General features: G+C 50.1%; 23 protein-coding genes. 3 read left to right on the top strand and 20 right to left on the bottom strand.

Annotation, left to right across the window (positions count from 1 at the left end):
• Positions 1-45: 45 nt before the first annotated feature.
• From A8990_RS21385 to A8990_RS21305, 17 genes are all read right to left on the bottom strand, one after another.
• Positions 46-1,626 carry a DUF3502 domain-containing protein gene (locus tag A8990_RS21385; RefSeq protein WP_116191086.1) on the bottom strand — a complete coding sequence of 527 codons (1,581 nt, stop codon included), beginning with the start codon at positions 1,624-1,626 and terminating at the stop codon, positions 46-48.
• Positions 1,627-1,720: 94 nt separating this feature from the next.
• On the bottom strand, positions 1,721-2,620 hold the full coding sequence (locus A8990_RS21380) for a carbohydrate ABC transporter permease (RefSeq protein WP_116191085.1): 900 nt from the start codon (positions 2,618-2,620) through the stop codon (positions 1,721-1,723).
• Positions 2,621-2,635: 15 nt separating this feature from the next.
• The gene (locus A8990_RS21375; protein WP_245996138.1) at positions 2,636-3,571 is read right to left on the bottom strand and encodes an ABC transporter permease; all 936 of its coding nucleotides are present in this window, start codon (positions 3,569-3,571) and stop codon (positions 2,636-2,638) included.
• A gap of 370 nt (positions 3,572-3,941) precedes the next feature.
• Positions 3,942-4,919 carry a LacI family DNA-binding transcriptional regulator gene (locus tag A8990_RS21370; RefSeq protein WP_116191084.1) on the bottom strand — a complete coding sequence of 326 codons (978 nt, stop codon included), beginning with the start codon at positions 4,917-4,919 and terminating at the stop codon, positions 3,942-3,944.
• Positions 4,920-5,693: 774 nt separating this feature from the next.
• Positions 5,694-7,850: a glycoside hydrolase family 3 N-terminal domain-containing protein gene (locus A8990_RS21365; protein WP_116191083.1), complete on the bottom strand. Its 2,157-nt coding sequence runs from the start codon at positions 7,848-7,850 to the stop codon at positions 5,694-5,696.
• Positions 7,850-8,659, bottom strand: coding sequence for a sugar phosphate isomerase/epimerase family protein (locus A8990_RS21360; RefSeq protein ID WP_116191082.1), 810 nt, complete (start codon positions 8,657-8,659; stop codon positions 7,850-7,852). Before A8990_RS21360 ends, A8990_RS21365 begins: the two co-directional genes overlap by 1 nt.
• 43 nt (positions 8,660-8,702) lie before the next feature.
• The gene (locus A8990_RS21355; RefSeq protein ID WP_116191081.1) at positions 8,703-9,776 is read right to left on the bottom strand and encodes a Gfo/Idh/MocA family protein; all 1,074 of its coding nucleotides are present in this window, start codon (positions 9,774-9,776) and stop codon (positions 8,703-8,705) included.
• 559 nt (positions 9,777-10,335) lie between these two features.
• Positions 10,336-11,091, bottom strand: coding sequence for an SDR family NAD(P)-dependent oxidoreductase (locus A8990_RS21350; protein ID WP_425463923.1), 756 nt, complete (start codon positions 11,089-11,091; stop codon positions 10,336-10,338).
• Positions 11,092-11,103: 12 nt separating this feature from the next.
• On the bottom strand, positions 11,104-11,397 hold the full coding sequence (locus tag A8990_RS21345) for a hypothetical protein (RefSeq protein WP_116191080.1): 294 nt from the start codon (positions 11,395-11,397) through the stop codon (positions 11,104-11,106).
• Positions 11,398-11,506: 109 nt separating this feature from the next.
• On the bottom strand, positions 11,507-13,453 hold the full coding sequence (locus A8990_RS21340) for a DUF8034 domain-containing protein (RefSeq protein WP_116191079.1): 1,947 nt from the start codon (positions 13,451-13,453) through the stop codon (positions 11,507-11,509).
• A gap of 290 nt (positions 13,454-13,743) precedes the next feature.
• Complete coding sequence (locus tag A8990_RS21335) at positions 13,744-13,866, bottom strand: AgrD family cyclic lactone autoinducer peptide (protein WP_116191078.1); 123 nt, start codon at positions 13,864-13,866, stop codon at positions 13,744-13,746.
• A 47-nt stretch (positions 13,867-13,913) separates the two neighbouring features.
• A complete protein-coding gene (locus A8990_RS21330) occupies positions 13,914-14,669 on the bottom strand; it encodes a hypothetical protein (RefSeq protein WP_147306843.1) in 756 nt (251 codons plus the stop codon).
• A 285-nt stretch (positions 14,670-14,954) separates the two neighbouring features.
• Positions 14,955-16,136 (bottom strand): trans-sulfuration enzyme family protein, encoded by a 1,182-nt coding sequence (locus A8990_RS21325; RefSeq protein WP_116191076.1) that lies wholly within the window; start codon positions 16,134-16,136, stop codon positions 14,955-14,957.
• A 41-nt stretch (positions 16,137-16,177) separates the two neighbouring features.
• The gene (locus A8990_RS21320) at positions 16,178-17,005 is read right to left on the bottom strand and encodes a carbohydrate ABC transporter permease (RefSeq protein WP_116191075.1); all 828 of its coding nucleotides are present in this window, start codon (positions 17,003-17,005) and stop codon (positions 16,178-16,180) included.
• A 1-nt stretch (position 17,006) separates the two neighbouring features.
• Positions 17,007-17,942 carry a carbohydrate ABC transporter permease gene (locus tag A8990_RS21315; protein WP_116191074.1) on the bottom strand — a complete coding sequence of 312 codons (936 nt, stop codon included), beginning with the start codon at positions 17,940-17,942 and terminating at the stop codon, positions 17,007-17,009.
• Positions 17,943-18,004: 62 nt separating this feature from the next.
• Positions 18,005-19,369: an ABC transporter substrate-binding protein gene (locus tag A8990_RS21310; RefSeq protein WP_116191073.1), complete on the bottom strand. Its 1,365-nt coding sequence runs from the start codon at positions 19,367-19,369 to the stop codon at positions 18,005-18,007.
• 265 nt (positions 19,370-19,634) lie between these two features.
• Positions 19,635-20,315 carry a FadR/GntR family transcriptional regulator gene (locus tag A8990_RS21305; protein ID WP_116191072.1) on the bottom strand — a complete coding sequence of 227 codons (681 nt, stop codon included), beginning with the start codon at positions 20,313-20,315 and terminating at the stop codon, positions 19,635-19,637.
• Between the two features lie 212 nt (positions 20,316-20,527).
• On the opposite strand from A8990_RS21305, the gene A8990_RS21300 reads away from it, so the two are divergent.
• Positions 20,528-21,304, top strand: coding sequence for an AraC family transcriptional regulator (locus A8990_RS21300; RefSeq protein ID WP_181909699.1), 777 nt, complete (start codon positions 20,528-20,530; stop codon positions 21,302-21,304).
• A gap of 77 nt (positions 21,305-21,381) precedes the next feature.
• On the opposite strand, the gene A8990_RS21295 is transcribed toward A8990_RS21300, so the two are convergent.
• Entirely contained in the window at positions 21,382-22,251 is an 870-nt protein-coding gene (locus tag A8990_RS21295; RefSeq protein WP_245996137.1) for a phosphogluconate dehydrogenase C-terminal domain-containing protein, read from the bottom strand.
• A gap of 165 nt (positions 22,252-22,416) precedes the next feature.
• Here A8990_RS21295 and A8990_RS21290 point away from each other — a divergent pair, with 165 nt between their 5' ends.
• Both A8990_RS21290 and A8990_RS21285 read left to right on the top strand, forming a co-directional pair.
• Positions 22,417-23,274: a sugar phosphate isomerase/epimerase family protein gene (locus tag A8990_RS21290; protein WP_116191070.1), complete on the top strand. Its 858-nt coding sequence runs from the start codon at positions 22,417-22,419 to the stop codon at positions 23,272-23,274.
• Complete coding sequence (locus A8990_RS21285; protein ID WP_116191069.1) at positions 23,240-23,875, top strand: GntR family transcriptional regulator; 636 nt, start codon at positions 23,240-23,242, stop codon at positions 23,873-23,875. The genes A8990_RS21290 and A8990_RS21285 overlap by 35 nt, the downstream gene beginning before the upstream one ends.
• 352 nt (positions 23,876-24,227) lie before the next feature.
• Here the strand turns inward: A8990_RS21285 and A8990_RS21280 are convergent, their stop codons facing one another.
• Complete coding sequence (locus A8990_RS21280) at positions 24,228-24,578, bottom strand: VOC family protein (protein ID WP_116191068.1); 351 nt, start codon at positions 24,576-24,578, stop codon at positions 24,228-24,230.
• A gap of 309 nt (positions 24,579-24,887) precedes the next feature.
• A complete protein-coding gene (locus A8990_RS21270) occupies positions 24,888-25,853 on the bottom strand; it encodes an aldo/keto reductase (protein WP_116191066.1) in 966 nt (321 codons plus the stop codon).
• Positions 25,854-25,875 lie beyond the last annotated feature (22 nt).

Genomic DNA, 25,875 nt, shown 5'->3' with positions numbered 1-25,875 from the left:
GAACATAGCTATCCATGTTCATAACTCCCCCCTTTAGAGCTTCTTTTATTTAGCTAATGGCGTGAAATTCGCAAGCTGTTTCTCTACTTCTGCAATAACCTTGTCGATACCGGCTGTTTTCAGTTGTTTTCTGTATTCCGCTACTGCATCCTTAGGATCTTTCTTGGTTCTGCCAAGCATGATCTGCATGCCCAATTGCTGATTTACGTTGGAGATTGACGCAAGCTCCGTGGATACGTTCTTCGGATCGAAACTGAAGCCTGTGTACGGATCGTTGATCGCTTCTTTATTCCACTTGTCGTTCAAGCTGCTGCGAATCGGATTCTCCGTGTCCATTGGCAGGTTGTACTTGTCATTACGCAGGGACCATGCAGCGAAGCCGCCACCGTCTTTCTTCTCGTCGAAATTAGCCGGTGTTTTCTTCATGCCGTTCTCAATGACATATTGACGGCCTCCAATGCCGTATTGAATCAAGTTGTAGTACGAAGGATCTGTCATGAATTTCTCGATAGCCATCAGCGAGCGCTCCGGATTCTCGGAGTTGATGCTGATACTTGTAGAGTTCTCTACGCCGAGTTTGCGTTTAATCTTGTGATTAGCTTCCGCGAACGTATAGAAATTCAGGCTCGCATTCGGCTGTGCTTTCGTATCCATGCCGTACTTGCCGATCCAGTCCTGCGCATGCGTCAGGTAGCCAGCAGAGTTGCCCGCTCTGAAGTTTGTTCCGGCATCGACCTTCGAGGACATGATGTCCTTCGGCCAGTAGCCTTTGTCCGCCCATTCGCGCATTTTCACAGCCCAGTCTTCAAACTCTTGCGTGAAAGCAGGGTCGAATACCGTTTTGTAATCTTCCGGGCTCTTCGTCACGAGATTAATCTCCGACGGGTTAATACCCGGCGCGTTCAGCCACATGCCTGTCGTGTCGACCAGCATTCTGAACATGTTGAACGCATCGTCGGCATTGCCGTTGATTGGCGGGAAGGACTCGTTCTTCACGACGTTGTCCATGTATTTCTCCATGTCTGCAATGCTGCTGATCTCAGTCATGCCATACTTCTTCAACAGGTCGGAACGGTACGCATAGCCTGTCGGCGTAAATTCGCTATATAAGGAAGGAACGCCATAGATCTTGCCGTTAACCTTCGTCGCTGCCCAAGTCGAATCCGGAATTTCCGCTTTCAGCTTCGGCGCTACTTTATCCAGCATATCCGTAATATCTACGAGTGCGCCTTGGTTAGCCAGCGTGAAGTACGATATTGGCGCGCCTGGCGATGTATGGGACATATCGAAGCTTTCGCCCGAAGCGAACAACAGCGGATATTTCGTCGAAATATCCGGCCAGTCGATGTATTTCACTTCGATCTCGGCATTGATATCGCTCTTCAGCTTCTTGTTAATCTCAGCCAAAATATCTTTATTGGCTACACCTTCAGCGCCCCACAAGTAGTAAACAAGCTTAGCCTCTTTGGAAACATCTACTCCGTTTACTGTTTTTGGAGACGATGCATTATTCTCGGATGAAGCATTATTGCTATCATCACTGGATGATCCGCATCCTGCCAACAGACCGCCCATCATCGTAACCGCTAGTAACATGCCCGTAACTTTCTTGCTTTTCTTTTTCATTCTTTTCCCCTCCTGTTGTGGTTGCCTTGCTAAAGCTTCCTATATAATAGATGCTCCTCTGGATGTAGCCGAGGAACATTTATTCCCCCGCCTATTACCCTTTTACAGCGCCGACAGTCAGACCGGATACAAAATAACGCTGAGCGAACGGATACAGCAGAATGATCGGCCCTGTTGCTAATACCGCGGTAGCCATCTTAATGGATTGCGACGGCAATTCCGCCGTATTGATAACTGCGCCTTGATTGATCAGCGCTTGTACGTTGGTCTGGCTGATCATGCGCTGCAAGACGTATTGCAAAGGAAATTTATCAGGCGACTGGATGTACAGCATGCCGTTGTACCATTCGTTCCAGAAGCCGAGTGCCGAGAATAGGCCGATCGTTGCGAGCGCCGGAATCGCCAGCGGCATAAAAATCTGCCAGTAGATACGGAAGTCGCCTGCACCGTCGATCGTCGCCGATTCATACAAGGAGTCCGGAATCGACTTCATGAAATTCCGCATGAGGAAGATGGACCAAGCGCCGACAACGCCCGGCAGAATCATCGCGAACAAGCTATCCTTCAGGTGCAAATATTTGACCATCAAAATATAGCTCGGAATCAGACCTCCCGCGAACAACGTCGTGAAATAAATCAGGAAGGAGAAGAAGTGACGATATTTAAAGTCCTTTCGGTTTAACACGTACCCGGCCATCGACATCATCAAGAGACCCGCTGCAGTTCCAAGAACGGTGATGAAGATCGTGACGCCGTAAGCTTTGGACAGCGTAGACGAATTATGAAGCAGCAATTCATACGCTTTTATGGAAAATTGATGCGGAATAAGCTTATAGCCTTCTCTAACAATCTCTTGCTCATTCATGAAGGAGGAAGAAATCATCAGGACGAAAGGAAACAGGCAAGCCAGTGCAAAGCAGGTAATGCATATATAACTGATGGCTTTAATCAATAAGCCGCTAAAATCATCTTTTCCTACAGTTTTAACTTCCATTGTCTTTACTCCCTCCTAGAATAGAGCGCTATCCGGTTCGACTTTGCGAACAATTAAATTGACCGTTAACACGAGGAGCAAGCCGAACAAAGACTGATAGAAGCCGACAGCAGCACCCATAGAGAAGTTGAATTGTCCAACCAAGCTGCGGAAGACATAGGTATCAATGATATCTGTTTGCGGATAAAGCACCGAGTTTGTACCGATCAGATTGTAGAACAGGTCGAACGAGCCTTTAAGAATGCCGCCAAGACCGAACAGCAGAAGAAGAATGAATGTCGGCTTCAACATGGGTAGGGTCATGTACCGGATTCGCTGCCATTTGCTCGCTCCATCCATATAGGCCGCTTCGTAGAGATCATGGCTGATGCCTGTAATGGTTGCCAAGTAGACAATCATGCCGTAACCGGTTCCGGCCCAAATCTTGAATGCGACAATGATGTATTTCCAAATGTCAGGATTCGAATAGAATTCATAGCGCTCGAATCCAAGTGAGGTCAGCACGGTATTGATAAAACCGGAATCGTAGCTGAACATGTTGTACGCAAACACGCCGACGATGACCATCGATATGAAGTACGGCAGCAGAAGGACGGACTGCGTAATCTTCTTGAACCATTTGCCGGACACTTCAGCAAGCATGACGGCAAATACGATTTGCACCACGTTGCCCAGCGCGAGAAAAACAAAGTTGTAAAGCAAGGTATTCTTGGTGATGTTCCAAAGATCGCCGTTCTTGATTAGAAATTGAAAATTGTCCAGCCCAATAAATTTGCTGCCGAAGATGCCTTTTCTAATATTGAAATCTACAAACGCTACATACGCCCCTGGCATGACCAGATAATGAAAAACGATAAAGTATACGACAACGGGCAAAAGCATCAGGAACAGAACTTTGTTCTTCAGCAGCTCCCGCAGTACATTTCCACTATGCAGCATAACTCTTTGCACATAGCCCACCTCCGCTAGTAAGATTTCCTCTGACTCATAGATTGCGTTTACAATTTCATATTTCTAGACCTATAGCTCAGATGGACTAGTGAAATGCTTGCAAAAATCGAAACGTTTCGATTTTTGCAAGCATTTCATATCATTTTGTCCCAGAAATACAAGGAAACGTAGAAAAATTAACCCAAAATCGCCGTTTTCCCCGAATTCCATTCCAAACACGTTATCGAAACGTTTCTATAGAGGAATATTACACCATGGTATCACTGAATGCAATATTCTTTTTTGGAAATTTGGAACCGTTCTCATAATCTCTCGCCGCTTCACCTTGCCCAAGCACAGTAAGCGGGGAGCACATTCCCCGCCATCTGAACTATGTGGCCTTTCTAACCGAATTGCCCTGCAACAGCGTTACATAGATCCGCTCATTATCCACCGTATCGCCGTTGATCAGTTTAATCAGCTGTTCGGCAGCAAGCTCGCCCCACTTGCGCTTGGAATAATTGATCGTTGTCAGTCGCGGATGCGTATACGACGCCAGCTCCGTATTATCGAACCCAATAATATGCAGCTGCTGCCCAATCCTTGTATCCGGATAGCTCTCGGCTATGTAATTAATGATCCCGATCGCCATCTCATCGTTAAAGCAGAACACGGCCGCAGACTCTTCGCGAAGATCTGCCATGACTTGCTCGGCAGCGAGCTTGCCTCCCGTCTTCTCGAAGTCACCTTCAATCACGATCAGCTTCACATCGGCCGTCCGCTCAGCGACTTGCATCACCGCGCGCAGCCGCTGCTTGGAATCATACGAGCTTGCCGGTCCTGTGACCGCGTAGATTGTCCGATGACCTTCCTCGATCAGGTACTCCATCGCTAAAGTGGCGCCCGCTTTGTTGTCGAGCAGGACCTGGTTGATATTCGAATGCGCGATCTCGCGATCAAGGACAACAAGCTTATGCCCCCTATCTGCATATCGCACAATCTCTTCGCTATCAAATGACACGTCTAGTATAATAGCTCCGTCAATTATGCCCTCCGGCAGCATCGAATGAGACTTCTTGCCGCTGCATACGACGAGATCGTAACCCTTCTTCGTCAGCGTTTCCTTCGTGCCTTGCAGAAGATCGCCATAGAATGCACCGCTAAAATCGCTAAGGAAAATGCCGATTATCTTCGTTTCCCTCGTTTTGAGTGATCTTGCAGCAGCATTTGGAACATAATTCAGTTCCTTGGCAACAGCATGAATTTTGGCCGCAGTCTTGGATGTCACCTTCGGGCTGCCGTTAAGCGCGCAAGATACCGTCGAGATCGAGACCCCCGCTTTTCTGGCAATATCCTTAATCGTAACCACGGAAATCACTCCTACCTTTCATGTCTTATCCTATTTCCATCTGACAATCGGGTTAACTTGACAGCGTGCTAGAATTTTCTTAGTGAGAAGTATAAAGCAACTCAGTAAAAGTCGTCAATAAAGGCCTCAGTTGGTAAATTCGCATACTTTTGCTATCTTGACTAGCGCTGCAGCGGGAAACTACTCCTAGATAATACACACATATTTTGGCCAATTAGGCCCATTATGCGGACTCTGTCATACAAAAATACAGAGCAATGGCATACTTGTCGCCGTGCTCTGCATCTCTTTTTACTCTATTGTTTATTTTATTATACCTAGTAAATTACATATATAATTAATTTCAAATACAAGAAATCATAAGTGTATGTCATCAAATTTTCTAGTGTTTTAAAAATATTTTTATGTAATATATGATTGTATTTGAGTCGCTGTTTTCAAAATAACCATCACCCTCTAACTCACTTGTCGTCGAATCCCTTCAAGAGAAGGGTTTTCAAGCATTTTCACGGATAACCTATGCCTGTCTTGGAGCAGCCTGATATAATAAAAGAAAGGAAGACGAAACCCTTCAGCCAGAGTCATTCCAGAATATTCCTCATACTATCCATATCAATATACCATGAGTATTTTTCCATTTATTTATAATATATTATTTCTGCCCATGCAATTTTGCCTTATTAGGCAACAAAAAACTGGAAATAGGTGAAACGATTCGATAAAAGGCAGTGAAAGCCCCTTGAAGACGAAGCTTTCACCACCCCCTCACTCTGCCTAGCCGATGATTTCGAACGAGCCTTCCAAACCTTCTGCGCTGCTTGGACCGATCCACACTTTGAATTTTCCTGGTTCCACGACAAACTGATGCTTGCTATTAATAAAGCCAAGCTTCTTCGTGCCGAGCGTAAACGTGACTGTACGGCTCTCTCCAGCTTTAAGCGTGATACGGCTGAAGCCCTTCAGCTCCTTCACCGGTCTCGTCACGCTTGCCGCCTCATCGCAAATGTACAGCTGAACGATCTCGACACCGTCACGATCGCCCGTATTGCTAATCCGCGCAGATACCGTAACGGATTCGCCTAGCTTCGCGACTGTCTGCTCAAGCTGAAGCTCCTCGTAGCTGAAGCTGGTATAGCTCAGACCATGACCGAATGTATACAGCGGTGTAATGTCGGCATCCGCATAACGCTTCATATGCGGGCGGCCTGTCTTCTTCGCGTTGTAATAAATCGGCACTTGACCGGCATGTCTCGGGAATGTCACCGGCAGCTTGCCGCTTGGATTCGCTGCGCCAAACAGCACATCAGCCAAAGCCGGTCCTGCTTGAACGCCAAGATGCCATGCGTTTACGATCGCCGGAATTTTCGCGGCAGCCCATTCGATGGTGAGCGGACGTCCATTAGAAAGCACCAGTACAACTGGCACTCCTGTTGCATGCACGGCCTGAAGCAGCTCCATCTGCGGCTCCGGAATATCGAGCGACACGCGGCTGTTGTTCTCGCCGCTCATGTCGGCCGACTCGCCGAGCACAACGATCGCTAGCTCACTCTCCGCAGCCAGACGAACTGCGCGTGCAAGCTCGGACGTATCGCCAGCTTCACGGATGCTGCTCCCTGCTGCATAGACCACTTCCGCCCCCTGCGCTTCCGCAAGCGACCTTATACCCGCCAGCACGGAGACGACATCCTCCGGTCTGCCTTGTCCTCGCCAGCAGCCAAGCTGCGCTTCCACATCCTCCGCGAGCGGACCGATAACCGCGAGCTTGCGTACGGACGGTGCGATTGGCAGCAAGCTGCCCTCGTTCTTCAGCAGCACGATCGATTGGCGAGCCATTTCGCGTGCAGTTTCCAGATGCGCCGGGTTCAGCATATATGTGCTCGCCAGCGTATTGTCTTGATAAGGATGCGTGAACAAGCCAAGGCGATACTTCACTCGCAAAATGCGTCGCACCGCATCATCGATTGCGTCTAGCGATACTTCGCCTTTCTCCAGCAGATTCGCCAGGTGCTCGTGGTAGATGAGCGAGTGCATATCCATATGCATGCCCGCATTCATCGCTTCAGCGCCTGCTTGCTCGCGGTCAGCTGCAAAGCCGTGCTGCACGATTTCATCGACCGATTCCCAATCGCTGACGACAAAGCCTTGGAAGCCCCACTCGCCTTGCAGGACGTCCTTCAGCAGCCAGCGGTTCGCCGAAGCCGGAACGCCGTTTATTTCGTTAAACGCCGCCATCATCGTACCCGCTCCGGCATCAAGCGCCGCTTGGAACGGCGGGAAGTACGTCTCGCGCATCCGCGTCTCCGAGATATCGACCGTGTTGTAGTCTCTTCCGCCTTCAGCCAAGCCATATGCGGCAAAATGCTTCGGGCACGCCATAATATGCGGACGATCCGTCCAGTCATTGCGCTGAATGCCTCTAACACGAGCAGCTGCAACAACGGAACCGAGGTACGGGTCCTCGCCTGCGCCTTCCGCAATCCGGCCCCATCTCGCATCACGCGCGATATCGACCATCGGCGCGAGGATCCAGTTAATGCCGTCGGACGAAGCTTCGCGTGCTGCAATAGCCGCCGTCTCCTCGAGCAGCTCCGGATTCCAGCTGCTTGCTTCGGCTAGCGGAATCGGGAATGTCGAACGGTAGCCGTGAATGACATCGTCCGCAAACAGCAGCGGAATGCCAAGACGCGATTGTTCCACCGCTGCGCGCTGGATCGCGTTGACATTGTCTGCACCGCGAACGCCGAGCAGCGATCCGACCATGCCTTCTTCAACCAGCTCCATGTCGGACTCTTCGTCGAACGTGCCAAGCTGCGTCAGCTGGCCAATCTTCTCCTGCAATGTCATCTCGCTAAGGAGCATATCAATACCAGCTTCCGTCTCAGCATCCGAGAGGAATGGATTTCTCAATTGGTGCTTGTCCTGCAGCTCCATTAGCCAAGCTCCTTCATGGATTCGCTCAGGAAAGCGATCGAAGATGCAGTCGCTTCAGCCAGCGTCTGCTTCGCGTTCGTCGCTTCCTCATGCAGAAGCTCGAACGTCAGCCAGCCGTTATAGCCGATTTCGGATGCAACTTCAAGAAGCTCTTTCATGTCGACTTCGCCGACAGACAAATCCTCGCTCGGTACTTTGCCGAATTGGTTGCGGAAGTGAAACGCATAGATCCGCTCAGGATAAGCCTTCAGCATATCCACCGGATTCATGCCTGCTACGTGCGCCCAACCGGTATCGACACAGAGACCGACTTCTGCGCTTGCATAATCGATGACCGAACGAAGATCGCCTTCCGCGTTATGCTTGTCAGAAGCATGGTTATGCATGCTCACTTTCAGTCCGAGCTCACGCACAGCTTCCGCAATGCGAGTCAAGTTCACGCCTTGCTGCTTGAACTCCTCATCCGTCTTCAGCTCCGGCGCATCCCAGCCGCCCTTCGGATCGGCATTGATCACGAGATCCGTTCCGCCCGCTTCCGCCACTCGCTTCGCCACAGGCAGCACCGTCTCTTCGATATTCAGCGATTCGAACGGCTCGTGAAGCTGAAGGCCAACGTAGCTGCCCGATACAGCAAGCCCGAATTGCTTCGCCAAGCTAAGCAGCTCCGGCGTCGGGTCAATCTCAAGCGCATTCATGCCTGCTTCGGCACAAGTGCGGAAAATTTCTTCCATCGACGGGTCTTTGCCGTCTCTCCAATATTCAACCTGGTATCCGTACAAGCCAGTGGAAAATCCTTTGCTCGTAATCATCGACGCGTACCCCTTTCCTATCTCGATCTCGCTTCAAGAAATGCTACTTCTTCAGCACTACCGGCTTCTGACCAAGCGCACTGTCATAGATGGATTGCAAGCACAGGAAGTTGAATATCGCTTGCTCGTTCACGATTGCCGGCGACTGCTGGCCTTTTACCTTCTGCGCGAAGAAGTGAACCGGGTGATCCATGTAACCGATTGAACCTGGGTAAGCAATCGTTTCTTCTTTCGTAACGACTTCACCGTTCTTATCGGACTTGACCAACACTTGGTCTGTCTCGAAGTAAGGGGACCATTTCACGGCGCCGCGAGTACCTTCGATCTCAACCGTAAAGTACGGCTCGCCATGCGTACAGGAAGCACGCTCGTATTGTACCCATACCGATTTGCCGTTCGCTTGCTGGAATTTCAGCATCGCGCCAACAGCGCCTTCGATGTCATAGACAACATCCGTCGGATCGGCTTCCGTTTCCGGCTTTGCTACCCAAGCAGCTGCAACTTCAATGCTTTCTGGCTGAAGCAGGTCATTCAGAATAGAGAAGTCATATGGCCCCCAGTCCATCACGATACCGCCCGCTGCCTTGGATTTATCCAAGAACCAACGGCTTTGCGGCTGCCATTCCACGCCTGGACGACCGCGTTGACCGCGGAAGACGAACGAAATTTTGTACACATCGCCAAGCTCGCCGGAGTTCAAGATATCCTTCACTTGCTCTGTCTTCGGAACTTGCAGGAAACGTACGGAGCAGCAGCCCAGCATGCGATTGTTCGCTTTGGCCACTTCAAGCAGCGCTTCTGCTTCTTCACGGTTCATGACAAGCGGCTTCTCGCAAAGCGTGTGACGGCCCGATTCCAGCGCCATCTTGGACAATGGGAAGTGCGTGAACGGAGGCGTACCGACGATAACGATGTCATCTGCTTGCGGCTCTTCGCTCAGCATTTCCTTGGCATCCGTGAAAGTAACCGCTTGCGGGAATTGCTCTGCGAAGCTGCTTAGTGCAGCCGGGTTCGGGTCGGCAACTTTAATTTCGACCTGCGATTGATCTTCCAGCTTATAAATGGCTTCTGCGTGTGTGCGGTTGATAACACCGGCACCGATTAAGTAAAAACGCATAACATTCACCTCTACATTGAATTTGGGAAGCGCTATCGTTAACGCTATAGTTATATAATTGCAAAACTTAATTAATTAATAAAGTTAAAAATTATTACAAAAAAATTCACAGCCTTTTTCCGCCGCTTGCAAGCATTTTCTCTGTCAATTTGATTCACATCGTCTCCTATCCCGCTATGATGCTTTAACCGCCAATCCCGATCAGGCCAATGCCTAGCACGATCATCGCGGCACTTACAATCCGTTTGGGACCAGCAGCGCAATGCGAATGCCCGCAAGCCCGATCATGGCAGGCTAAGCTACGGTACCATACTAATGCGTAATCGTACTTCAAAATCCGCTCCATTTGCAAACGAAGCAAACGAGAGAAATAACGAGCATGATCGAATACTCATGCAAAAAGAGGCTGTTCACCAGCCATTTCACTAATTATGGAATAGGCATGAAAAAATAACAAAAAAGAAGAGGGCCTTCCAGCTAGTGGCAAGGATAGCCCTCTTCTCTTCTTCACTTCTTCTCTTCTTCATTTCTTTTGTTCAAATAACATGCATGATGGCTGTTAGATCGTTGGCATGACGTTGCCGCCGCAAACCGGGATGTAGGCGCCTGTGATGAAGCTGGACAGATCGGATGCGAGGAACGCGACTGCATTCGCGATTTCCTGGTCTGTACCGCGACGCTTCAATGCAACGCTTGCCTCGTAGCCTTCGCTTCTCTCCGTGCCGTTCGCACGATCGCGCTCGGAGATGGTCCAGCCTGGCGCAATCTGGTTCACCGTAATTTGATGCTCGCCGACTTCCTTAGCAAGGATGCGGTATACGCCATCCATGCCCCGCTTGCCAGCGACATACGCCGATTGGGTTGGGAAATTCTGCATCGCGCATTCCGTATTGATGCCGATCAAGCGGCCAGCGCCCTTCTCGATCATGGCCGGGATGAACGCCTTCGCCAGGAAGACGCTCTGCAGCACGCAGGACTCGAACTGACTGACATAATCCTCTGCCGGCTGCTCAAGGACAGACGTCCACTTATATTGGACCACGGCATTCGCCACAACGATATCGACATGGCCGAGCTCTGCTGTAACCTTATCTCTCATGGCATTGATTGATTGCTCATTCGTAATATCTGCTTGTACGATCAGCGCGCGTCTGCCTGTTGATTCAATCTCCGACTTCAGCGCCTCCGCCTTCGCTTCATTGCTGTTGTAATGGATGACGACGTTCGCACCGCATGCAGCAAGTGTCCGCACCATCACTCTTCCGAGCTCGCCTGTGGCACCGGTAACCAGTGCCGTACGGCCGCTTAAGTCCATTCCTATCACCTTTTACGCCTCCTCGTCTTCTGGCAAATCTGGCAATGTGGCAGCAGCGGCATCAATCAAGAGATCGAACAAATCATCGTCCTCCTCGATTGCCTTCTCCACCGCATCGATCTGTTCCTCCGAGCCTGATTCTTTCGCGAAGCGCAAGCTGTAATCCCATGTTGTGCCGCGAATGCTCGTCAATTGCAGCGTAATTTCGTATGGCTGCTTATGGCCTTCCACCTCGAATTGCACGCTGCCGCTGTAGCCTTTCTCTTTATCCTGTGTCATCTCGGCGTGAATAATCGTCACGTTCATTGTTAGTACCCTCCAGCATATTTCGGATTACGAATAGCCACATTATACCACAACAACGGACAAGTACAGACATGCCGATCTTCCTTCAGGATGCGAACGGATGCGGATGCTATTCCGTTTCCGTTCTGCCGCGAAGCAGCCCCTCACCGGCTTGCTGCGACCAAGGGCCGTCATAAGTCGGCTTGTTCACGTAGCGCGACATCAAGACCTCAAGCCGGATCGATGCGGCTGGAAGCAGCTCGATTTGCAGCCATTTGCTGTCCACCTGCACCTCGCTGCCGCCTTCACGATCATCTTCGTCCAGCACGATCACCTTGTCGATGCGATGCTCACCGAATGTGCCGCCCTGCACGACGACCGTGCGCGTCTCGAACGGCGATGTGTTCACCAGCTGCAGCACCGCCGAGCGGTCGCCCAGCTGCTCGACAAGCGCCGCCGTATCTTGCGGCAGGCCGACACGTCTGCGGTCGGCATCGAAATAGCGGAAGCGCCCATGCTGGAAGCCGCCGTGCGAAATATGCATCGGAGCGCCGAACGTCAGCTGGACGAGGCTCTCCATGTAGACCGGGCACAGCTCCTGCCAGATGTGAATGCTGGAGAAGTCATCGTCATTGTAATTATCCGACCAGAGTGCCGGATTGCCCATGTCAGAGTCCATTCGCTGCAGCTGGTTATGGATAAGCCTAAAGTTCGCATCAAGGATGAGGTCCGGATAGTCCGGCAGCTCGCCCGTAATGTACTGGAACCACGGCTCGGTGTTCATAATGTAATGCTTGGAGCCGCCGCCGGACATAGTTGGAATATGGATCTCATTCCAGTCATAGTTCTTCGGCACGCGATGAATACGCTCGAGGTCTTCGTCCGCCATCGAGGCAATCCAGAGATAGATCGGATATTTCGCCGAGGCATCGCGGTAGTCGGTCCAGCCGGCGTCAAAATGCTTCTGCGGCACCTTCCACTCGCCTTCAACTTCCTTGCGCAGCGACCAGTTCAGATCAAGCTGCTGCCGTGCAAGACGAAGCTGCTCCATATCTCCTGTGAGCAGCACGGCGTTCATCGCCGCATTCGTAATCGGCTCGATGATCGTTGTGAAGCCGTGCGGCCAGCGGTAGCCGTAGTAGCCGCCCCACCATTTGCCATCATTGTACTCGCCAATTTCGCCGCTTAGGCCGATATTGTCCGGAATAATGCCGCCGCTCCGTTCCGCGCGCTCGCTCCATGCAGCCAGATAATCCAGCACCCACTGGCTGTACTTCTCGTTCGCGGTATGCATATAGGCATTCGCGACAAGTCCTGTCGCATTCAAGTTCAGCGGCACATCGCCGCGATTCATCCGCTCGTTCATCATCGCCAGCAGATGGCTGTAGATCGTGTCGTCGCTCCATTTGCACTTACGCGATGCGAAGTCGACGCCTGGCACGTCCTCAAACGGCGCCAGATAGTTGTCCAGAATGCCGCGGTGTGTGGACCAGTCCTCGCCTGTTGTAACGAACCGAGGGCCCTTGCTGCCGGTCAGCGGCGAACGAATGAGCTTCTTCTCGGTATCATAATTGAGAGCTTCGGGGTCATCCCCTGTATACATGTGCGCGAATCGTACCGCCCTCTGACGGTCTTTCAGCGTTGCTGGACCAGCAAGTCCAAGGAAATAGAAGTACAGATAGCCTTCGCCGTGATGCATCCAGTCATAATACGCATCGAATTCGCGGTGAATTTGCCCGTACTCCGTCCACTGCCACGTAATCCCTTCCCAGATTCGGCGAGACGACTCGTGCAGCGTATCATCGCCGCCCAGCGCATATAGCAGCGCCAGGTTCATAAAACCTTCATACGGGTCGTCAGAGCCGTCCATTCCCGGCCAATCCCCTCGCCAGATCAGCGTCCCGTCCGGCCTCGTATAACGAGCAATAAACTGCTTAGCAGACGCGTTAAGCAGCTCGATCAGTTGCCTCTGCTTCGTTGCCCAGCTGGGCGGTTCTGCGCGGCGTACAGCCTTCAGTTTCGTTTGCAACGGCGCTTGCGATGAAGATGACAATGAAGATGAAGTTGGAGTCAACATGATACGCATCCCTTCCACGTTTAAATAGCTCATCTTATCTGCCGTTCTGATTGTTATCTGCCGCAAGTCCTGCTAGTGCTTGCTACCCCTTCGTAATCGCTTACAACTTTTGTCTATACGTATCGTATTAGATCGGCTTCTTCCTCGTCAACCTTCACTTTCATGACCAATAAAAATAAAAACTGTACCTCGCCGAGAGGTACAGCTTTCAATGGATATGTTTCTAGGTGCCGTGTTCTCAACGCAATACACATATCACTGCTTAGAAGATGATTTATTATACTCACACATTACTTTCTAAGCTCAGCCGGAATTTCCGGTTTGTATATAAAATAATAAGATCCTGTGAGTACGAATAACGAGGCAAGGCTAACAATGATTGCAGCGATACCCCGATACATAATCTTCTTCATAGCTGTTCACCTCCCCTCAGGTACGAAAGTCCTGGTTCACAATAAGATTAAGCAGCATCCTCAACATCTTTCCGAAGGGAGAAATAGAGGAATACCGGAAGAGTGCATAGAAATACGACGCTTGCATATAACACATAATCGTTGTAGTCGTTGCGGAATACGAATGCGAGTGCTGCAGCCACAACAATGCAACTTGCAATGATAGCCAGCAATATAGCGCTTGTCCTGTTAATTCTCACATAACTTCTGCGAGAGGTAGGCACAAAGTCGAACCCCCAGTTCATAATGTAAACTGCCCTAGCTATGCCAATCTGGGCAAGAAACGTAACGAACTGTAATGAAGTAAGAATCGGTCTGCTATCTTGAATTGAGTCAAGCGACAAACCTCCCACCATGTTCGTCAGAAGAATGATGACCCCTTGAATAGCGAGTCCTCCAGCCAATCCGGCAAAATTCATGACGATTGAATGGAAAATCGGCACTTGGAACAACACCCATAGCACGATAACGAACAATACAAACTGTATGTATGTAGATAAATCCCCTACCGAAGGATCAAGACGTGTGAAATAGGAAACTTGACTCATAAGCACTGAAACGATGACAACATACATGATAAGGCGGAAATAGAGTCCGAACCTAAACAAAGCAAACAAAAACAGAAACATGCCAAAATACTCAAAAGTTGATCCAATAACAAACAAGATGTAATCCATAGCGCCTGTGACTCCCTCTGATAAGCTGCTGCACAACGGGCTGTTAGGCCCGATCACTTCTCCATTTTTCCCCACTTTATGTGGCATTTCGACTTCCTATCGCCATTATATGTAAATCACGAATATACTTCAATTACTAAATTCAGAGAACTCATCCATAGGGCTAAAATCGCATAAAAAAAAGCAGCTGAGCGGCTGAATTTCCACTATCTGCCTGCATTTCTAGTCGCAAGCGGGACTCTTTCACTTCACTAGTTCAAAAGTCATTGTCTACGGGCGAAGACAAAAAAAATCGGAAAACGAGCGCGGGAGCAGTTACCTGTTTTCCCACACTTGCTTTCCGATTTTTTTTGAAAGAAAGAACAAGTCTCGCTATACACGATCTACAGAACTGGTTGCTGTCACTTCCTGCCAAGTATCCTGCATATCGCGAATTAGATCGTCCGGACTCTCCAGCCCGACATAGATGCGCACAACCGACTTGACCTCACCGCTAACGCTGGTATTGCGGCCAACGGTCACAAGACTCTCGTAGCCGCCCCAGCTGACCGCAATTTTAAACAGCTTCAGCTTCGATGCCCATGCTTTAAGTCGCTCGATCGGCTGCTTGCTCTCAAAGGAGAACAGGCTGCTGTACCCTTTCAGCTGCTTCTTCGCCAAATCATGCTGCGGATGCGAAGGCAGTCCCGGGTGATATACCCGTTCCACGAATGGACTCGTTTCAAGCCAGCTCGCAACCTTCAGCCCGCTCGCTTGGCAGCGTTCCATGCGTACAGGCAGCGTACGCAAGCCGCGAAGAACAAGCGCTGCGGTATGCGCCGTCATAATGCCGCCGAAGAGCATGTATTCATCGCGGCTAAGCGGCTTCATCAACTCATTCGCGCCCATGACGACCCCGCCGAGCGCATCGCTGTGGCCCGAGATATACTTCGTAATCGAATGAACGACAAGATCAATGCCGAACTCGAGCGGGTTCTGGAAGATTGGCGTCGCCCACGTGTTATCAATGATCGTGCGTGCTCCGATCCCCTTTGCAAGCTTCGCGCACGCCTCCAAGTCGATTAGTTCAAACATTTGTGAACTTGGACTTTCCAAATAAATGAGCTTCGTATTCGGGCGGACCGCCGCTTGAACCGCTTCGTGCCTACTGCCCTCCACAAAAGTCGTTTCCACGCCGAAACGCTTCAAGTATTCGCCCATGACATGTCTTGCGGGACCATACGCATTGCTGACGCAAACGATATGGTCTCCTGCTTTCACCGATGAGAAGATCGCCGCGCTGATCGCGGCCATCCCCGATGCAAAGCAGCGAGCGGCATCCGCGCCTTCCAGCAACGCAAGCTTCCCTTCCAGAAATTCGACAGTGGGATTGTTGCCGCGCGAGTAAATATGGCTGCCGAGCTCTTGCTCAAAAGCATGCTCGAATTGTGGATACGTATCGAATGCAAACAGGCTGTTCTGGTAGATTGGAATTTGAATGGCGCCGTAGTGGCGATCATCGAACTCATCATGCGAAATCGCCGTGTACATCTGCTCCAAAGTAAGTTTCGTCATTATCGTGGCTCTCCTTGATATCGCCGGAATCGATTGTATGTTTAACCTTTTTCTGCGCCTTGTGTCAGTCCTTCTACGATAAAGCGCTGCGCGATCGCAAATACGATAATTGTAGGGATAACGGACAGAACAGTGCCCGCCGACATCGCGCCCCAGTCGATATCAAACTTCATAACGAACGAATTCATCGCAACCGGAAGCGTCTTGCTCGCTTCGCTGTCAATAAACATAACGGCCATGATCAGCTCATTCCAGTTGTTCACGAAAGCAAATATGAACGTTGCTGCGATACCAGGCAGCATGACCGGAATAATGACGCGGAATAATGCAGTTATTCGAGAACAGCCGTCGATCATTGCAGCTGCCTCTAGGCTCGAAGGAATACGCTGGAAGAACCCTCTAAGCATAATCGTCGAGAACGGGATGCTTCCGACCGTATAGATAAGCACGAGCGATGCGAGATGATTCGTTAAATGCATGCTCGACATCATTTTATAAAGCACGATGAGCGCGCCGATTCCCGGCAGCATTTGTGTCAGGAAGAACCCGAACATAATATGCTTGTGGCCTTTGAACTTAAACCGTGCGAGTACATAACCGCTCAAGATGGAAATCGCGATAACGCAAGCTGCCGCGGCGATCGATACGAGCAAGCTGTTGAAGATGTAAACACCGAAGTTAGAGAACTCGAACAGCTTCTTATAGTTGTCGAATGTTAACGTCTCCGGCCAATAATGAATCGGCGAGCTGAAAATTTGTTTCTGCGGTTTCAAGGAAGTAATGATGATCCAATACAGAGGAAACAACATCACGACAGCATGAAGCGCCAAGTATACCACTTTAGCACTTACCAGCAGCTTCTTCTGCATATTAGAAGTCCCCCGCTTTCTCCGATTTTGTCGCAAACAGGTAGAAGATCGTGTAGAGCATCAGCATGATCATCATCACAATGCCCACTGCCGAACCAAGACCATATTCGCCGTTTCCAAACACTTTAGAGAGCATGAATGAAGATACGATATTGGTCAGTCCAGCCGGCCCGCCGTTCGTCATAGAGTAAATCAGCGTAGGGTCGCTGAAAATCCAAATCACTCGAAGCAAAGTCGTAGTTATGATTGTAGGCATGATATAAGGAATGATAACGTTAAACAATTTACGCAGCCATCCCGCTCCGTCGATATCGGCAGCCTCGAACAATTCGCCAGGTATCGATTGCAATGCAGCAAGCAGCATAATCGCGAAAAATGCTATACCGTACCATACATTTGCGCTGATTACGGAGAACATCGCCCAATGCGGATCGGACAAGAATCCGATACGCGTTTTAATAATTCCTGCGCGAAGTAATAGATCGTTAATTACGCCGATTTGGGAATTGTACAGCCATTTGAAAATCAAACCGATGAGAAAACCGGAAAGTGCCCAGGAATAGAAAACCAAACCTTGGTAAATGCCCCTGCCTTTGAAAGGCTTATTCAATACGAGTGCGAGAATGAAACCAAGAATGAATTGTGCGATTAAGGAGTAGAACACCCACTTCAAGCTGTTCTTCAACGCCAAAATAAATTGGTTATCATGGAAGATCGTTTTAAAGTTATCGAACCCGATAAACTTGACGTTCTTCACATGCATCAGATTGTAATCTTGAAACGCGAGCGTTATACCGCGAACAACGGGATAATAAGTAAAGGTTAGAACCAGAACAATAACAGGGAGCAAACAGAGCCAGATAAACCATAGCTGTGACGAAAATCTGGATTTCTTCGCTTTGTTCTCCGTCGAACCAGCCTTAACATTCGTTTCCATAAATTTTAACCCCCCCTTATTAAAAAAGTGATGGGCAGCGGAGCCACCCATCACCACTAGCATTACTTCGCAAGTTTCGCTTTCTGGTCTTGCCAGTATTTATCCAAGATTTTGAGCGTATCGTCGAGTGATGCTTGGCCGAGGAGCCAAGCTTGCGTGTTCTTCATGACAACATCGCCCCAGTCGCCGATTTCCGTGTAGCTGTAGTTCGGTTTAAGCGGAATATAATCTTCCGGCTTCGTGTTCATTTCAAGCAATGTCGCATACGGACCTTCTTGGAAGACCGGATCTTCCGATGCGGAGGAGTGGATCGGCAGCAAGCCGAACGCTTTACAGAACGCCGTGTTCTCTGCAGGGCTCGACAAGAATTCGATCAGCTTCCAAGCTTCGTCTTTATGCTTCGAGAAGGAAGTCATGCCCCAGCCAGCTGCGCCAATGCCATAGAACGTTTTGCCAGTAGGACCTACAGGCAGGAATGTGGAAGCCCAAGTTCCTTTTTCCATTTTCTCATTCAGAACGCCGATAACGTCCGGATCTTGCATCAGCATAGCCGTTACGCCGGAAGTAAACGCTTGTACTTGCTCTGCGAAGCCCCAGTTGATGGAATCGGCAGGCGCTGTGTCTTTGAAGATTTTCTGGTAAAGCTCAAGCGCCGCTTTCGCTTCAGGCGTTCCATAGATCGATGTTTTACCGTCCTTCAGGAAGTGGCCGTCGGCTTCGTCCAAGTTCGTGCCGTTGTAGCTTTGCGCGATGGCATCAACATAACCATTGCCTCCAGGGCCGCCGCGGAACGAGAAACCGTAATGGTTCTTGCTTGGATCTGTCAGCTTCTTGCCTGCGTTGTAAACATCTTCCCATGTTTTCGGAGCGGCAAGGCCGGCTGCGTCGAACCAGTCTTTACGGTAGAACATTTGACGCTCGTACATGCCGTTTGCGATGAAGTACGGCTTATCAGCGATCGAGGCTACTGTCTTCGCTGCTTGAGAAACCGTAGCATAATCCGCCCATTTGGACGCATAAGGCTCCAGGTTTTCAACATATCCGTTCGTAACGTCTTCATTGATTGTCAGGTCGCGCACTTCAAGTACATCAAGGTCTTCGCCTGCGCCAAGCATCGTACGGATCTTATTGTCCGCTTGGTCGAAAGGTGGCGAGATCAGCTCAACCGTAATATTCGGGTTCGCATCCTCGAAGCGTTTGATCGATGCTTTCAGCAGCTCCGTACGGGCCGGGCTCGTCAAGCTCTCAATCATGCGAAGATTAACCTTCTCTTGCGTGCTGCCTGCGTTGTTGCTTTGCGCTGCATTGTTCGTGTTTCCGGAATTAGAAGAATCATTGCTGTTGCCGCCGCAAGCGGATAGCATGCCTGCCATCACTGTCGTAGCGAGACCGAGATACAAATACTTCGACTTCTTAGTTACCCCCATTAGAAACCCTCCACATTCAATTTGGTGATCAATGAGACTGGGAACTCTTTGGCGATTAATGTGTAATGAATTACACGCTAATCTTGGAACTTAATTCGTCTTTCATTTCTGAATATTTGTACAACTCTTTCTAAAAAAATTCCCCCTGCAGCAAGCAGATGCTAACAGTGTGTCAGCCAGTCATCCTGTCTGATAGGTTGATTATAGTTGAAAGCGCTTTACAGTGTCAATAAGAAAAAATGCGAATTCTGTTTACACGGCTTCATTATTTTACGCTTTTGATTTTCGCCTCGATGCAGTCCATCAACTTATCGAACTCTTCCATCGCGACTTTCGTGTCATGTGCCGCAATGCCCGCGAACATTGTATGATGGAACGGATACGTCTCATCAAACAACGCCTTGTCGCCAAGCGGTTCATTGAAGAACTTCTCATACAAGCCGGAGATCGAGTCCAATACCGTCTCCAAAATCGGGTTCTTCGCCGCTTTAATAATATGGAGATGGAACATCAAATCGATCTGGGACGTATCTTTATTCGCTTCCTTCAGAATGCGGTACTCTTCCAGACATTCTTCGACTTCCTTGATCTGCTTGCTCGTAATCCGCTTGGAAGCTAGAACGACAGCTTGCCCCTCCAGCGCTCTGCGCACCTCAAGGATATTCAGCAGGAAATTACGCTCCCGCTCGATCTTCACCTTGCCTGTAATGCGGAACGTGTTCACTTCTTTTACGAAGATCCCTTTGCCGTTGTGGACTTCAATGATGTCCATCGCTTCCAAATAACGAAGCGCCTCGCGCAGTGACGAACGCCCGACGCCGAACATTCTCGTCATTTCCTCAACAGACGGCAGCTTGTCTCCCTCTGAAAGCTCATGCTCCTGGATGAAGTTTTGAATCTCTTGCGATACTTGCTCATGCACTAATATCTTCTGTATTTTACCCATCTGTTCGCGTCCATCCCCCTCACCTTGCTACCTATCTGATAGGTACATAGTAAGCGAATGAAAGTTGGTATGTCAACTGGAATTCATCAAGCCTGTCTTCCCATTGCGTCATGCCCAGCTATCGCTTATGATTGGAAAAGAAAGCGTTTTTATACGTTGTGGTTACTATGTTATACGAATTGGCGCCGTTTGTGCAAAGGGGAATTGTATCCATGCGATTAAAGTTCGAATTTCTATACCGGTCGCTCCGTGGAAAGCAGACCTATATTTCGCATCATACCCATCATTGTTTTGAGGTCGTTTACTATATTAACGGCAACGGGAGTACGGAGATCGGCAACACAAAGTACCGTTTCGGCGCGGGCAGCTTCTGCCTCATTCGCCCGGGGACGCTGCATGATGAGCGCAGAATACAAGATACCGATGTAATCTTCGTCGGCTTCACCTGTGAAGAAGAATTACTTGAGCTGGAGGAAGGGCTGTTTCAGGATAAGGATTCCACGATCCTATCCCTGCTCGAATCGCTCTATGACGAATACACGAGCAAGAAGGCGCACTACTCCCTCATGCTCGACTTTATGATAGGCAGGCTGGCGGTTGAACTTTCGAGGCAAAAGCACGAGCTGTGGTCGATGCGCACAGGCGGCAAGAAGCTCGTTACGTTCCAGCGTTACATCGACAACCACTTTCATGAGAAGCTGAACCTTAGCGACATGGCGGAAAATTTCGGCTACAGCTATGACCGGTTCCGCCACCTGTTCAAGGAGGAATTCGGCATATCGCCGCAGCAATATGTGCTGACGAAGCGAATTGCGAACAGCTGCGAGCTGCTCGTGAAGACGGACCTATCCGTGCTCGATATCGCGAGCCGCTCCGGCTTCTCGACTGACGCTCAGTTCTGCAAGCTGTTCAAGCGCGAGATCGGCATACCACCGCGGCAATATCGGGCAAACAAACGGGTAGTGCCTGATGGACGAAGCGGCAGCTAAATGAAAGCGGCTGGATCAGAGGCGTATGCAATCATGCAAGCATACGCTTCTATCCAGCCGCTTTCTGTATGTTCAAGCTATTGGCGAACCGCCGGCTTCTCATCCAGATGAAGCATAAGCCGCAGCACTTCATCGAGCGATTCCTTCGTAAATACTTGCTTCCAATCCGGCTTGAATATTTTCTCGTAGCCGTAATTGATCGCTACCTTCGCCGCGTCCGAGAACGGATTGACGTTATTGAAGGCGATCGCGAGCGGGATTTGAATATGTCCGAGCATGAACGACCTTGCCGCCGCTTCCGGAACGCCCATCCGAATGACCTCATCCATCGCTTCCTTCATAATGCAGGCTGCAGCTGCGGCAACGACTTCCGCAGCAGCCGGCTCGAGCAGCGCCATCTGCTCCACTGTGATCCGATGGCAGCTTACAACAGGCGCAAACATCCGAATGCAGATCTGCTCCGCCTCATCGTACAGGTCCTCGCGTCCTTGGTGCAGCGCAATGACGATATCCTGCTTCGCTGCAATGCCGCCGAACATATCCTTGCGCGCCTCCGGCGAATCCTGCTCCTCGAACAAGGCGGGATGGCACGGATGCGTCACGACGAACGTGCAATCGTCGCGCAGCGCCACCTGGTTCGCGTAAGCAGCCGCAGGATCGAGCACGATTACCGTCGTATTCGGACGCAGTTTCGGTACAATAAGCTCCGATAACGGTCCAATGATTGCGTCAGGTACCGCAAGAATAACAAAGTCCGCTTCCGCGAGCGCTTCCCCATTCGGCGTAATCGACAGCCCCCGCTCGGCAATACGCGCTATCCCGCTCTCCGACTGTTCACATAGCAGCAGCCTGTACTCAGCCGTCTTCAAGTTATCCGTAATCCTGCAGCCCATTTTCCCGCCTGCTCCAATAAGTGCAATTGTCGCTTGCCCCACTGCTTCGCTCATCATAACCGCTCCTTCGCAACTAATAGAGATGATAATTTCAGCATAACGGCTAGGACGAAAATGATCAATACAAATTGTATACATTTCATATATAATTATTGCTCTTCCGCGTGAATACTGCTATTCTAGCATCACGAAGTACGATGCGAAGGGAGACCTTTTACGATGAGACTCGGACTTAGCTCGTTTACATTAACATGGTCAGTAGGCGTTCCCGGTTATGAGACGCCGGACAATCCGCTTTCAGCAGAAGACTTGATTCAGCTGACTCATAGCCGCGGCCTTCGTCTGCTGCAAATTGCCGATAACTTGCCGCTCCATCTGAAATCCGAAGAGGAGCTGGCGCGGATCAAGCAAACAGCGGAAGCTTACGGCGTTTCTATTGAAGTTGGTACGAGAGGCACTGAGCCGAGTAACTTGCTAGCCTATCTCGCTATTGCTCGCACCTTCGGTTCCCCTATCGTTCGGACCATTATTACGACACCAGATTTGCATGCTGCCGAGCTGCAGCTGCGTGAAGTACTGCCTGCTTATGAATCCGCGGGCATCACGCTTGCTATTGAAAATCATGGTATGCATACAACAAAGCAGCTGGTACAATTATTTGAAAGCCTGGCATCGCCGCATGTCGGCTGCTGTCTCGATACGGTCAATTCTTTTGGCGCGCTGGAAAATCCAGATACGGTTATTGATCGGCTTGTGCCGTATCTCGTTAACCTGCATATTAAAGATTTTGACATCAAACGGGTCGATCATCAGATGGGTTACGCCATTCTTGGCACTCCAGCAGGCGCCGGCAAGCTCAATATTGGCTATTTGATGGATGGAATTGCGCGGCATGGAAAAGGTGCGGCAAGCGCGATCCTCGAATTATGGACACCTTATACCACATCGGTCGCAGAGACGATCGCGCTGGAACAGCTCTGGATGGACGAGAGCATCGCTGCTCTGACGGACCGTTATTTTACAGAAGAAGAGGTTAATCGCTATGGCAACAGTAACGCTGAAAGAGAAAGCGTATGAGCAGCTTCGCGCGCTAATTCTTGAAGGAACGATCAACAGCAACGATCAGCTGACCGAGAAGTATCTCGTCGATCTGCTGCAGATGAGCCGGACACCGATCCGTTCTGCGCTGGAGAAGCTCGCTGCCGAAGGGCTGCTCAATATGGAGCCGAACAAAGGGCTCAGCTTGCCTGGGCTGTCGCTGCAGCGCGTCGCTGATTTCTTCGATCTTCGCATGGCCCTCGAGGGCTATATCGTTCATAAGCTGGCGAATCGCAAGCTGCCTCCGGAAGAGATTGCTTGGTTCCGGGAGAACCTTCGCGTACAGGAAGAAACCGCCTCGCAGCATGATTACCTCGCGTTCACGCATGCGGACTCCGAGTTTCACCGCCGCCTCGCGCTCGTATACGAGAACGAGGAAATGGTGCAAATGATGAACAATTTGCAGGACCGACTGTTCCAGTTGGCGCTAAAGGTGCTGCGTAAAGATACGAATCGGATTCAAAACTCGTACCGCGATCATCTGGAGATCTTCGAGCTTATTCTTGCGGGAGAAGCCGATGAAGCCAAGCGGCGGATGATTGAGCATCAGGAATATGCGGCTAGAATACTGGTATTCTAGCCTAACAAAAACCCCTGCAGACGCACAGGCTGCAGGGGTTTTGTATGTAGGCGCGAGCCAGAGGTCGAAAAGCTCCAACAAAGTGGAACATGGAACACAGTCACGGTCACGCTATATTGGATTAATCCAATCCAAAATCCAGATATTAAGGTGTTTTTCCGACTATGTTGGATTTATCCACTCATTTTTGGCGGAAAGGGCTCTTTTCGCCCATTTCGAGAATAAATGAGTGGATTTTTTCAATATAGCATGCGATTTCCCCCAAAACCTCTCTTCTATGATGGATTTATCCATCATAACCCGAAGAAGGAGATTGCTGGCTTTCGCACGACGAAGCACGAAATGAATTCTACTAACACTTACACACCATGAGCAGATTGCCATCGGGGTCCTTGAAGTTAAACCAGTGATTATGCTCAATTCCAGTCGTCAGGTTCACGTTCTTCTCTTTCATGTAGCTGAACGCTTCCTCAATATTGCTCGCATTGAAATGAAATGCAGGCGCTCTAAAGATGTTGTCTTCCGAGAAAATTTTGCTATCCAGTACAATGCCTGTTCCTTGCATGGGCAGCACATAGATATGGCCGAAAGCAATTTCTCCATCTGCTGGCAGCCCAAGAATATCACAATACCAATCTCGCGCTTGCTCAATATTGCTTACTGGAATGAATACCGCACCAATCTGGTTCAAAATCGGGGACATGTCGTTACCTCCAATAGTCTATGATTTTCGATTACAACAAATAGACACCTCAAGCTGCCATTATCTATCACAGAGCCGAAAAAAGAAAACCGCATCCTCATGCCGATGCGGTTTGGTTTAAACTTCTGACAAAATCACTTTGCAAGCCTTCCGTTTATAAGGAAGGCAATGACAAGAATGGCGGTTAGCGCGATTGACACTGCCCAAACCCATGATCGAAAGGCTAGCTCAAACTTCCCCAGTATCCATGCCAATGCACGCATGAGCACAACAAACCCGACTGTGCCTGCCAAGGAAGCAAGCGTGAATTTATTCAAATCGATTCGTTTCAGGATCTTCTGTATCATAACCGAAGGCCTCAAGCGCCGGCCATAGTTCAGGAGCAATCGGGTAATTCGCGAGTTCCACCGTCTGCAGTACCCGCTCCGGCTTACTCATGCCGACGACCGTGCTCGTGATCCGCGGGTCGCGAAGCGAGAATTGAAGTGCTGCTGCGGCCAAAGGGACATTAAATTCTTGACACACCTTGGCGAACGAACGCGCTCTTTCCAATACGATCGGCGATGCTTCGCTATAAGCATAACGAGCGTATGCCTCCGGACCTTTGGCCAAGATGCCGCTGCCATATGGAGCGGCGTTAATGACGGCGACGCCCATGCGGCTCGCGACATCGAGCAAGGGGTCGGCAGAACGATTGAGCAGCGTATATCGATTGTGGGTCTCCACAGCGCTGAAAGCTCCCGTTTCTACGTAACGGATGAGCAAATCGATCGGCCCGCCGGATATGCCGATGTGATCGATGACGCCCTCCGCTTGAAACTTCTGCAGTACCTCTAATGGCCCGCCGGATCCCACGACATTTTCGAACGTGGTGTGTTCAGGGTCGTGGATATAAACGTATTGCAGACGATCAAGCCCCAAGTGTTTGAGACTCGCTTCGACGGAACGTTTGATCTGTTCGCCGCTGAAGTCGCCTGTCGTGAAATCGCGGTCGGCCTTGGTCGCCAAGACGTAACCTGCCGGAAGTCCCCCATTCGCTTGAATCGCCTTGCCGATCCGGCGCTCACTCTCGCCGAATCCATATGAAGCAGCTGTATCTATGAAGTTAATCGGGCTTTCAAAGGCTGTACGCAGCGTTTCCAATGCTTGTTCTTCCGGCGTGCCGTATTGAAAGGTTTCCGGCATATCGCCGAGCGGAGCAGCTCCAAGACATAGAGGTGTTACGAGCAGACCGGTGTTGCCAAGCGGACGTAAAGATAATAGCGAGTTCGACATCGTGAGATCCCCACTTTCATAA

The organism is Paenibacillus taihuensis, from assembly GCF_003386535.1.
GTDB lineage: Bacteria > Bacillota > Bacilli > Paenibacillales > Paenibacillaceae > Paenibacillus_Z > Paenibacillus_Z taihuensis.
Note: the sequence above shows the minus strand (reverse complement) of the source record. Positions and strands in the feature narration are given on the sequence as shown.

Excerpts from the sequence above, each read along its gene's own strand:
- A8990_RS21335 (WP_116191078.1), bottom strand. The coding sequence starts at position 13,866 with ATGAAGAAGATTATGTATCGGGGTATCGCTGCAATCATTGTTAGCCTT.
- A8990_RS21310 (WP_116191073.1), bottom strand. The coding sequence starts at position 19,369 with ATGGGGGTAACTAAGAAGTCGAAGTATTTGTATCTCGGTCTCGCTACG.
- A8990_RS21325 (WP_116191076.1), bottom strand. The coding sequence starts at position 16,136 with ATGACGAAACTTACTTTGGAGCAGATGTACACGGCGATTTCGCATGAT.
- A8990_RS21305 (WP_116191072.1), bottom strand. The coding sequence starts at position 20,315 with ATGGGTAAAATACAGAAGATATTAGTGCATGAGCAAGTATCGCAAGAG.
- A8990_RS21345 (WP_116191080.1), bottom strand. The coding sequence starts at position 11,397 with ATGAACGTGACGATTATTCACGCCGAGATGACACAGGATAAAGAGAAA.
- A8990_RS21385 (WP_116191086.1), bottom strand. The coding sequence starts at position 1,626 with ATGAAAAAGAAAAGCAAGAAAGTTACGGGCATGTTACTAGCGGTTACG.
- A8990_RS21360 (WP_116191082.1), bottom strand. The coding sequence starts at position 8,659 with ATGATTACGAGCAAAGGATTTTCCACTGGCTTGTACGGATACCAGGTT.
- A8990_RS21280 (WP_116191068.1), bottom strand. The coding sequence starts at position 24,578 with ATGTCCCCGATTTTGAACCAGATTGGTGCGGTATTCATTCCAGTAAGC.
- A8990_RS21365 (WP_116191083.1), bottom strand. The coding sequence starts at position 7,850 with ATGGAGCTGCAGGACAAGCACCAATTGAGAAATCCATTCCTCTCGGAT.
- A8990_RS21300 (WP_181909699.1), top strand. The coding sequence starts at position 20,528 with ATGCGATTAAAGTTCGAATTTCTATACCGGTCGCTCCGTGGAAAGCAG.
- A8990_RS21330 (WP_147306843.1), bottom strand. The coding sequence starts at position 14,669 with ATGCCACATAAAGTGGGGAAAAATGGAGAAGTGATCGGGCCTAACAGC.
- A8990_RS21315 (WP_116191074.1), bottom strand. The coding sequence starts at position 17,942 with ATGGAAACGAATGTTAAGGCTGGTTCGACGGAGAACAAAGCGAAGAAA.
- A8990_RS21285 (WP_116191069.1), top strand. The coding sequence starts at position 23,240 with ATGGCAACAGTAACGCTGAAAGAGAAAGCGTATGAGCAGCTTCGCGCG.
- A8990_RS21320 (WP_116191075.1), bottom strand. The coding sequence starts at position 17,005 with ATGCAGAAGAAGCTGCTGGTAAGTGCTAAAGTGGTATACTTGGCGCTT.
- A8990_RS21380 (WP_116191085.1), bottom strand. The coding sequence starts at position 2,620 with ATGGAAGTTAAAACTGTAGGAAAAGATGATTTTAGCGGCTTATTGATT.
- A8990_RS21340 (WP_116191079.1), bottom strand. The coding sequence starts at position 13,453 with ATGTTGACTCCAACTTCATCTTCATTGTCATCTTCATCGCAAGCGCCG.
- A8990_RS21295 (WP_245996137.1), bottom strand. The coding sequence starts at position 22,251 with ATGAGCGAAGCAGTGGGGCAAGCGACAATTGCACTTATTGGAGCAGGC.
- A8990_RS21355 (WP_116191081.1), bottom strand. The coding sequence starts at position 9,776 with ATGCGTTTTTACTTAATCGGTGCCGGTGTTATCAACCGCACACACGCA.
- A8990_RS21350 (WP_425463923.1), bottom strand. The coding sequence starts at position 11,091 with ATGGACTTAAGCGGCCGTACGGCACTGGTTACCGGTGCCACAGGCGAG.
- A8990_RS21290 (WP_116191070.1), top strand. The coding sequence starts at position 22,417 with ATGAGACTCGGACTTAGCTCGTTTACATTAACATGGTCAGTAGGCGTT.
- A8990_RS21270 (WP_116191066.1), bottom strand. The coding sequence starts at position 25,853 with ATGTCGAACTCGCTATTATCTTTACGTCCGCTTGGCAACACCGGTCTG.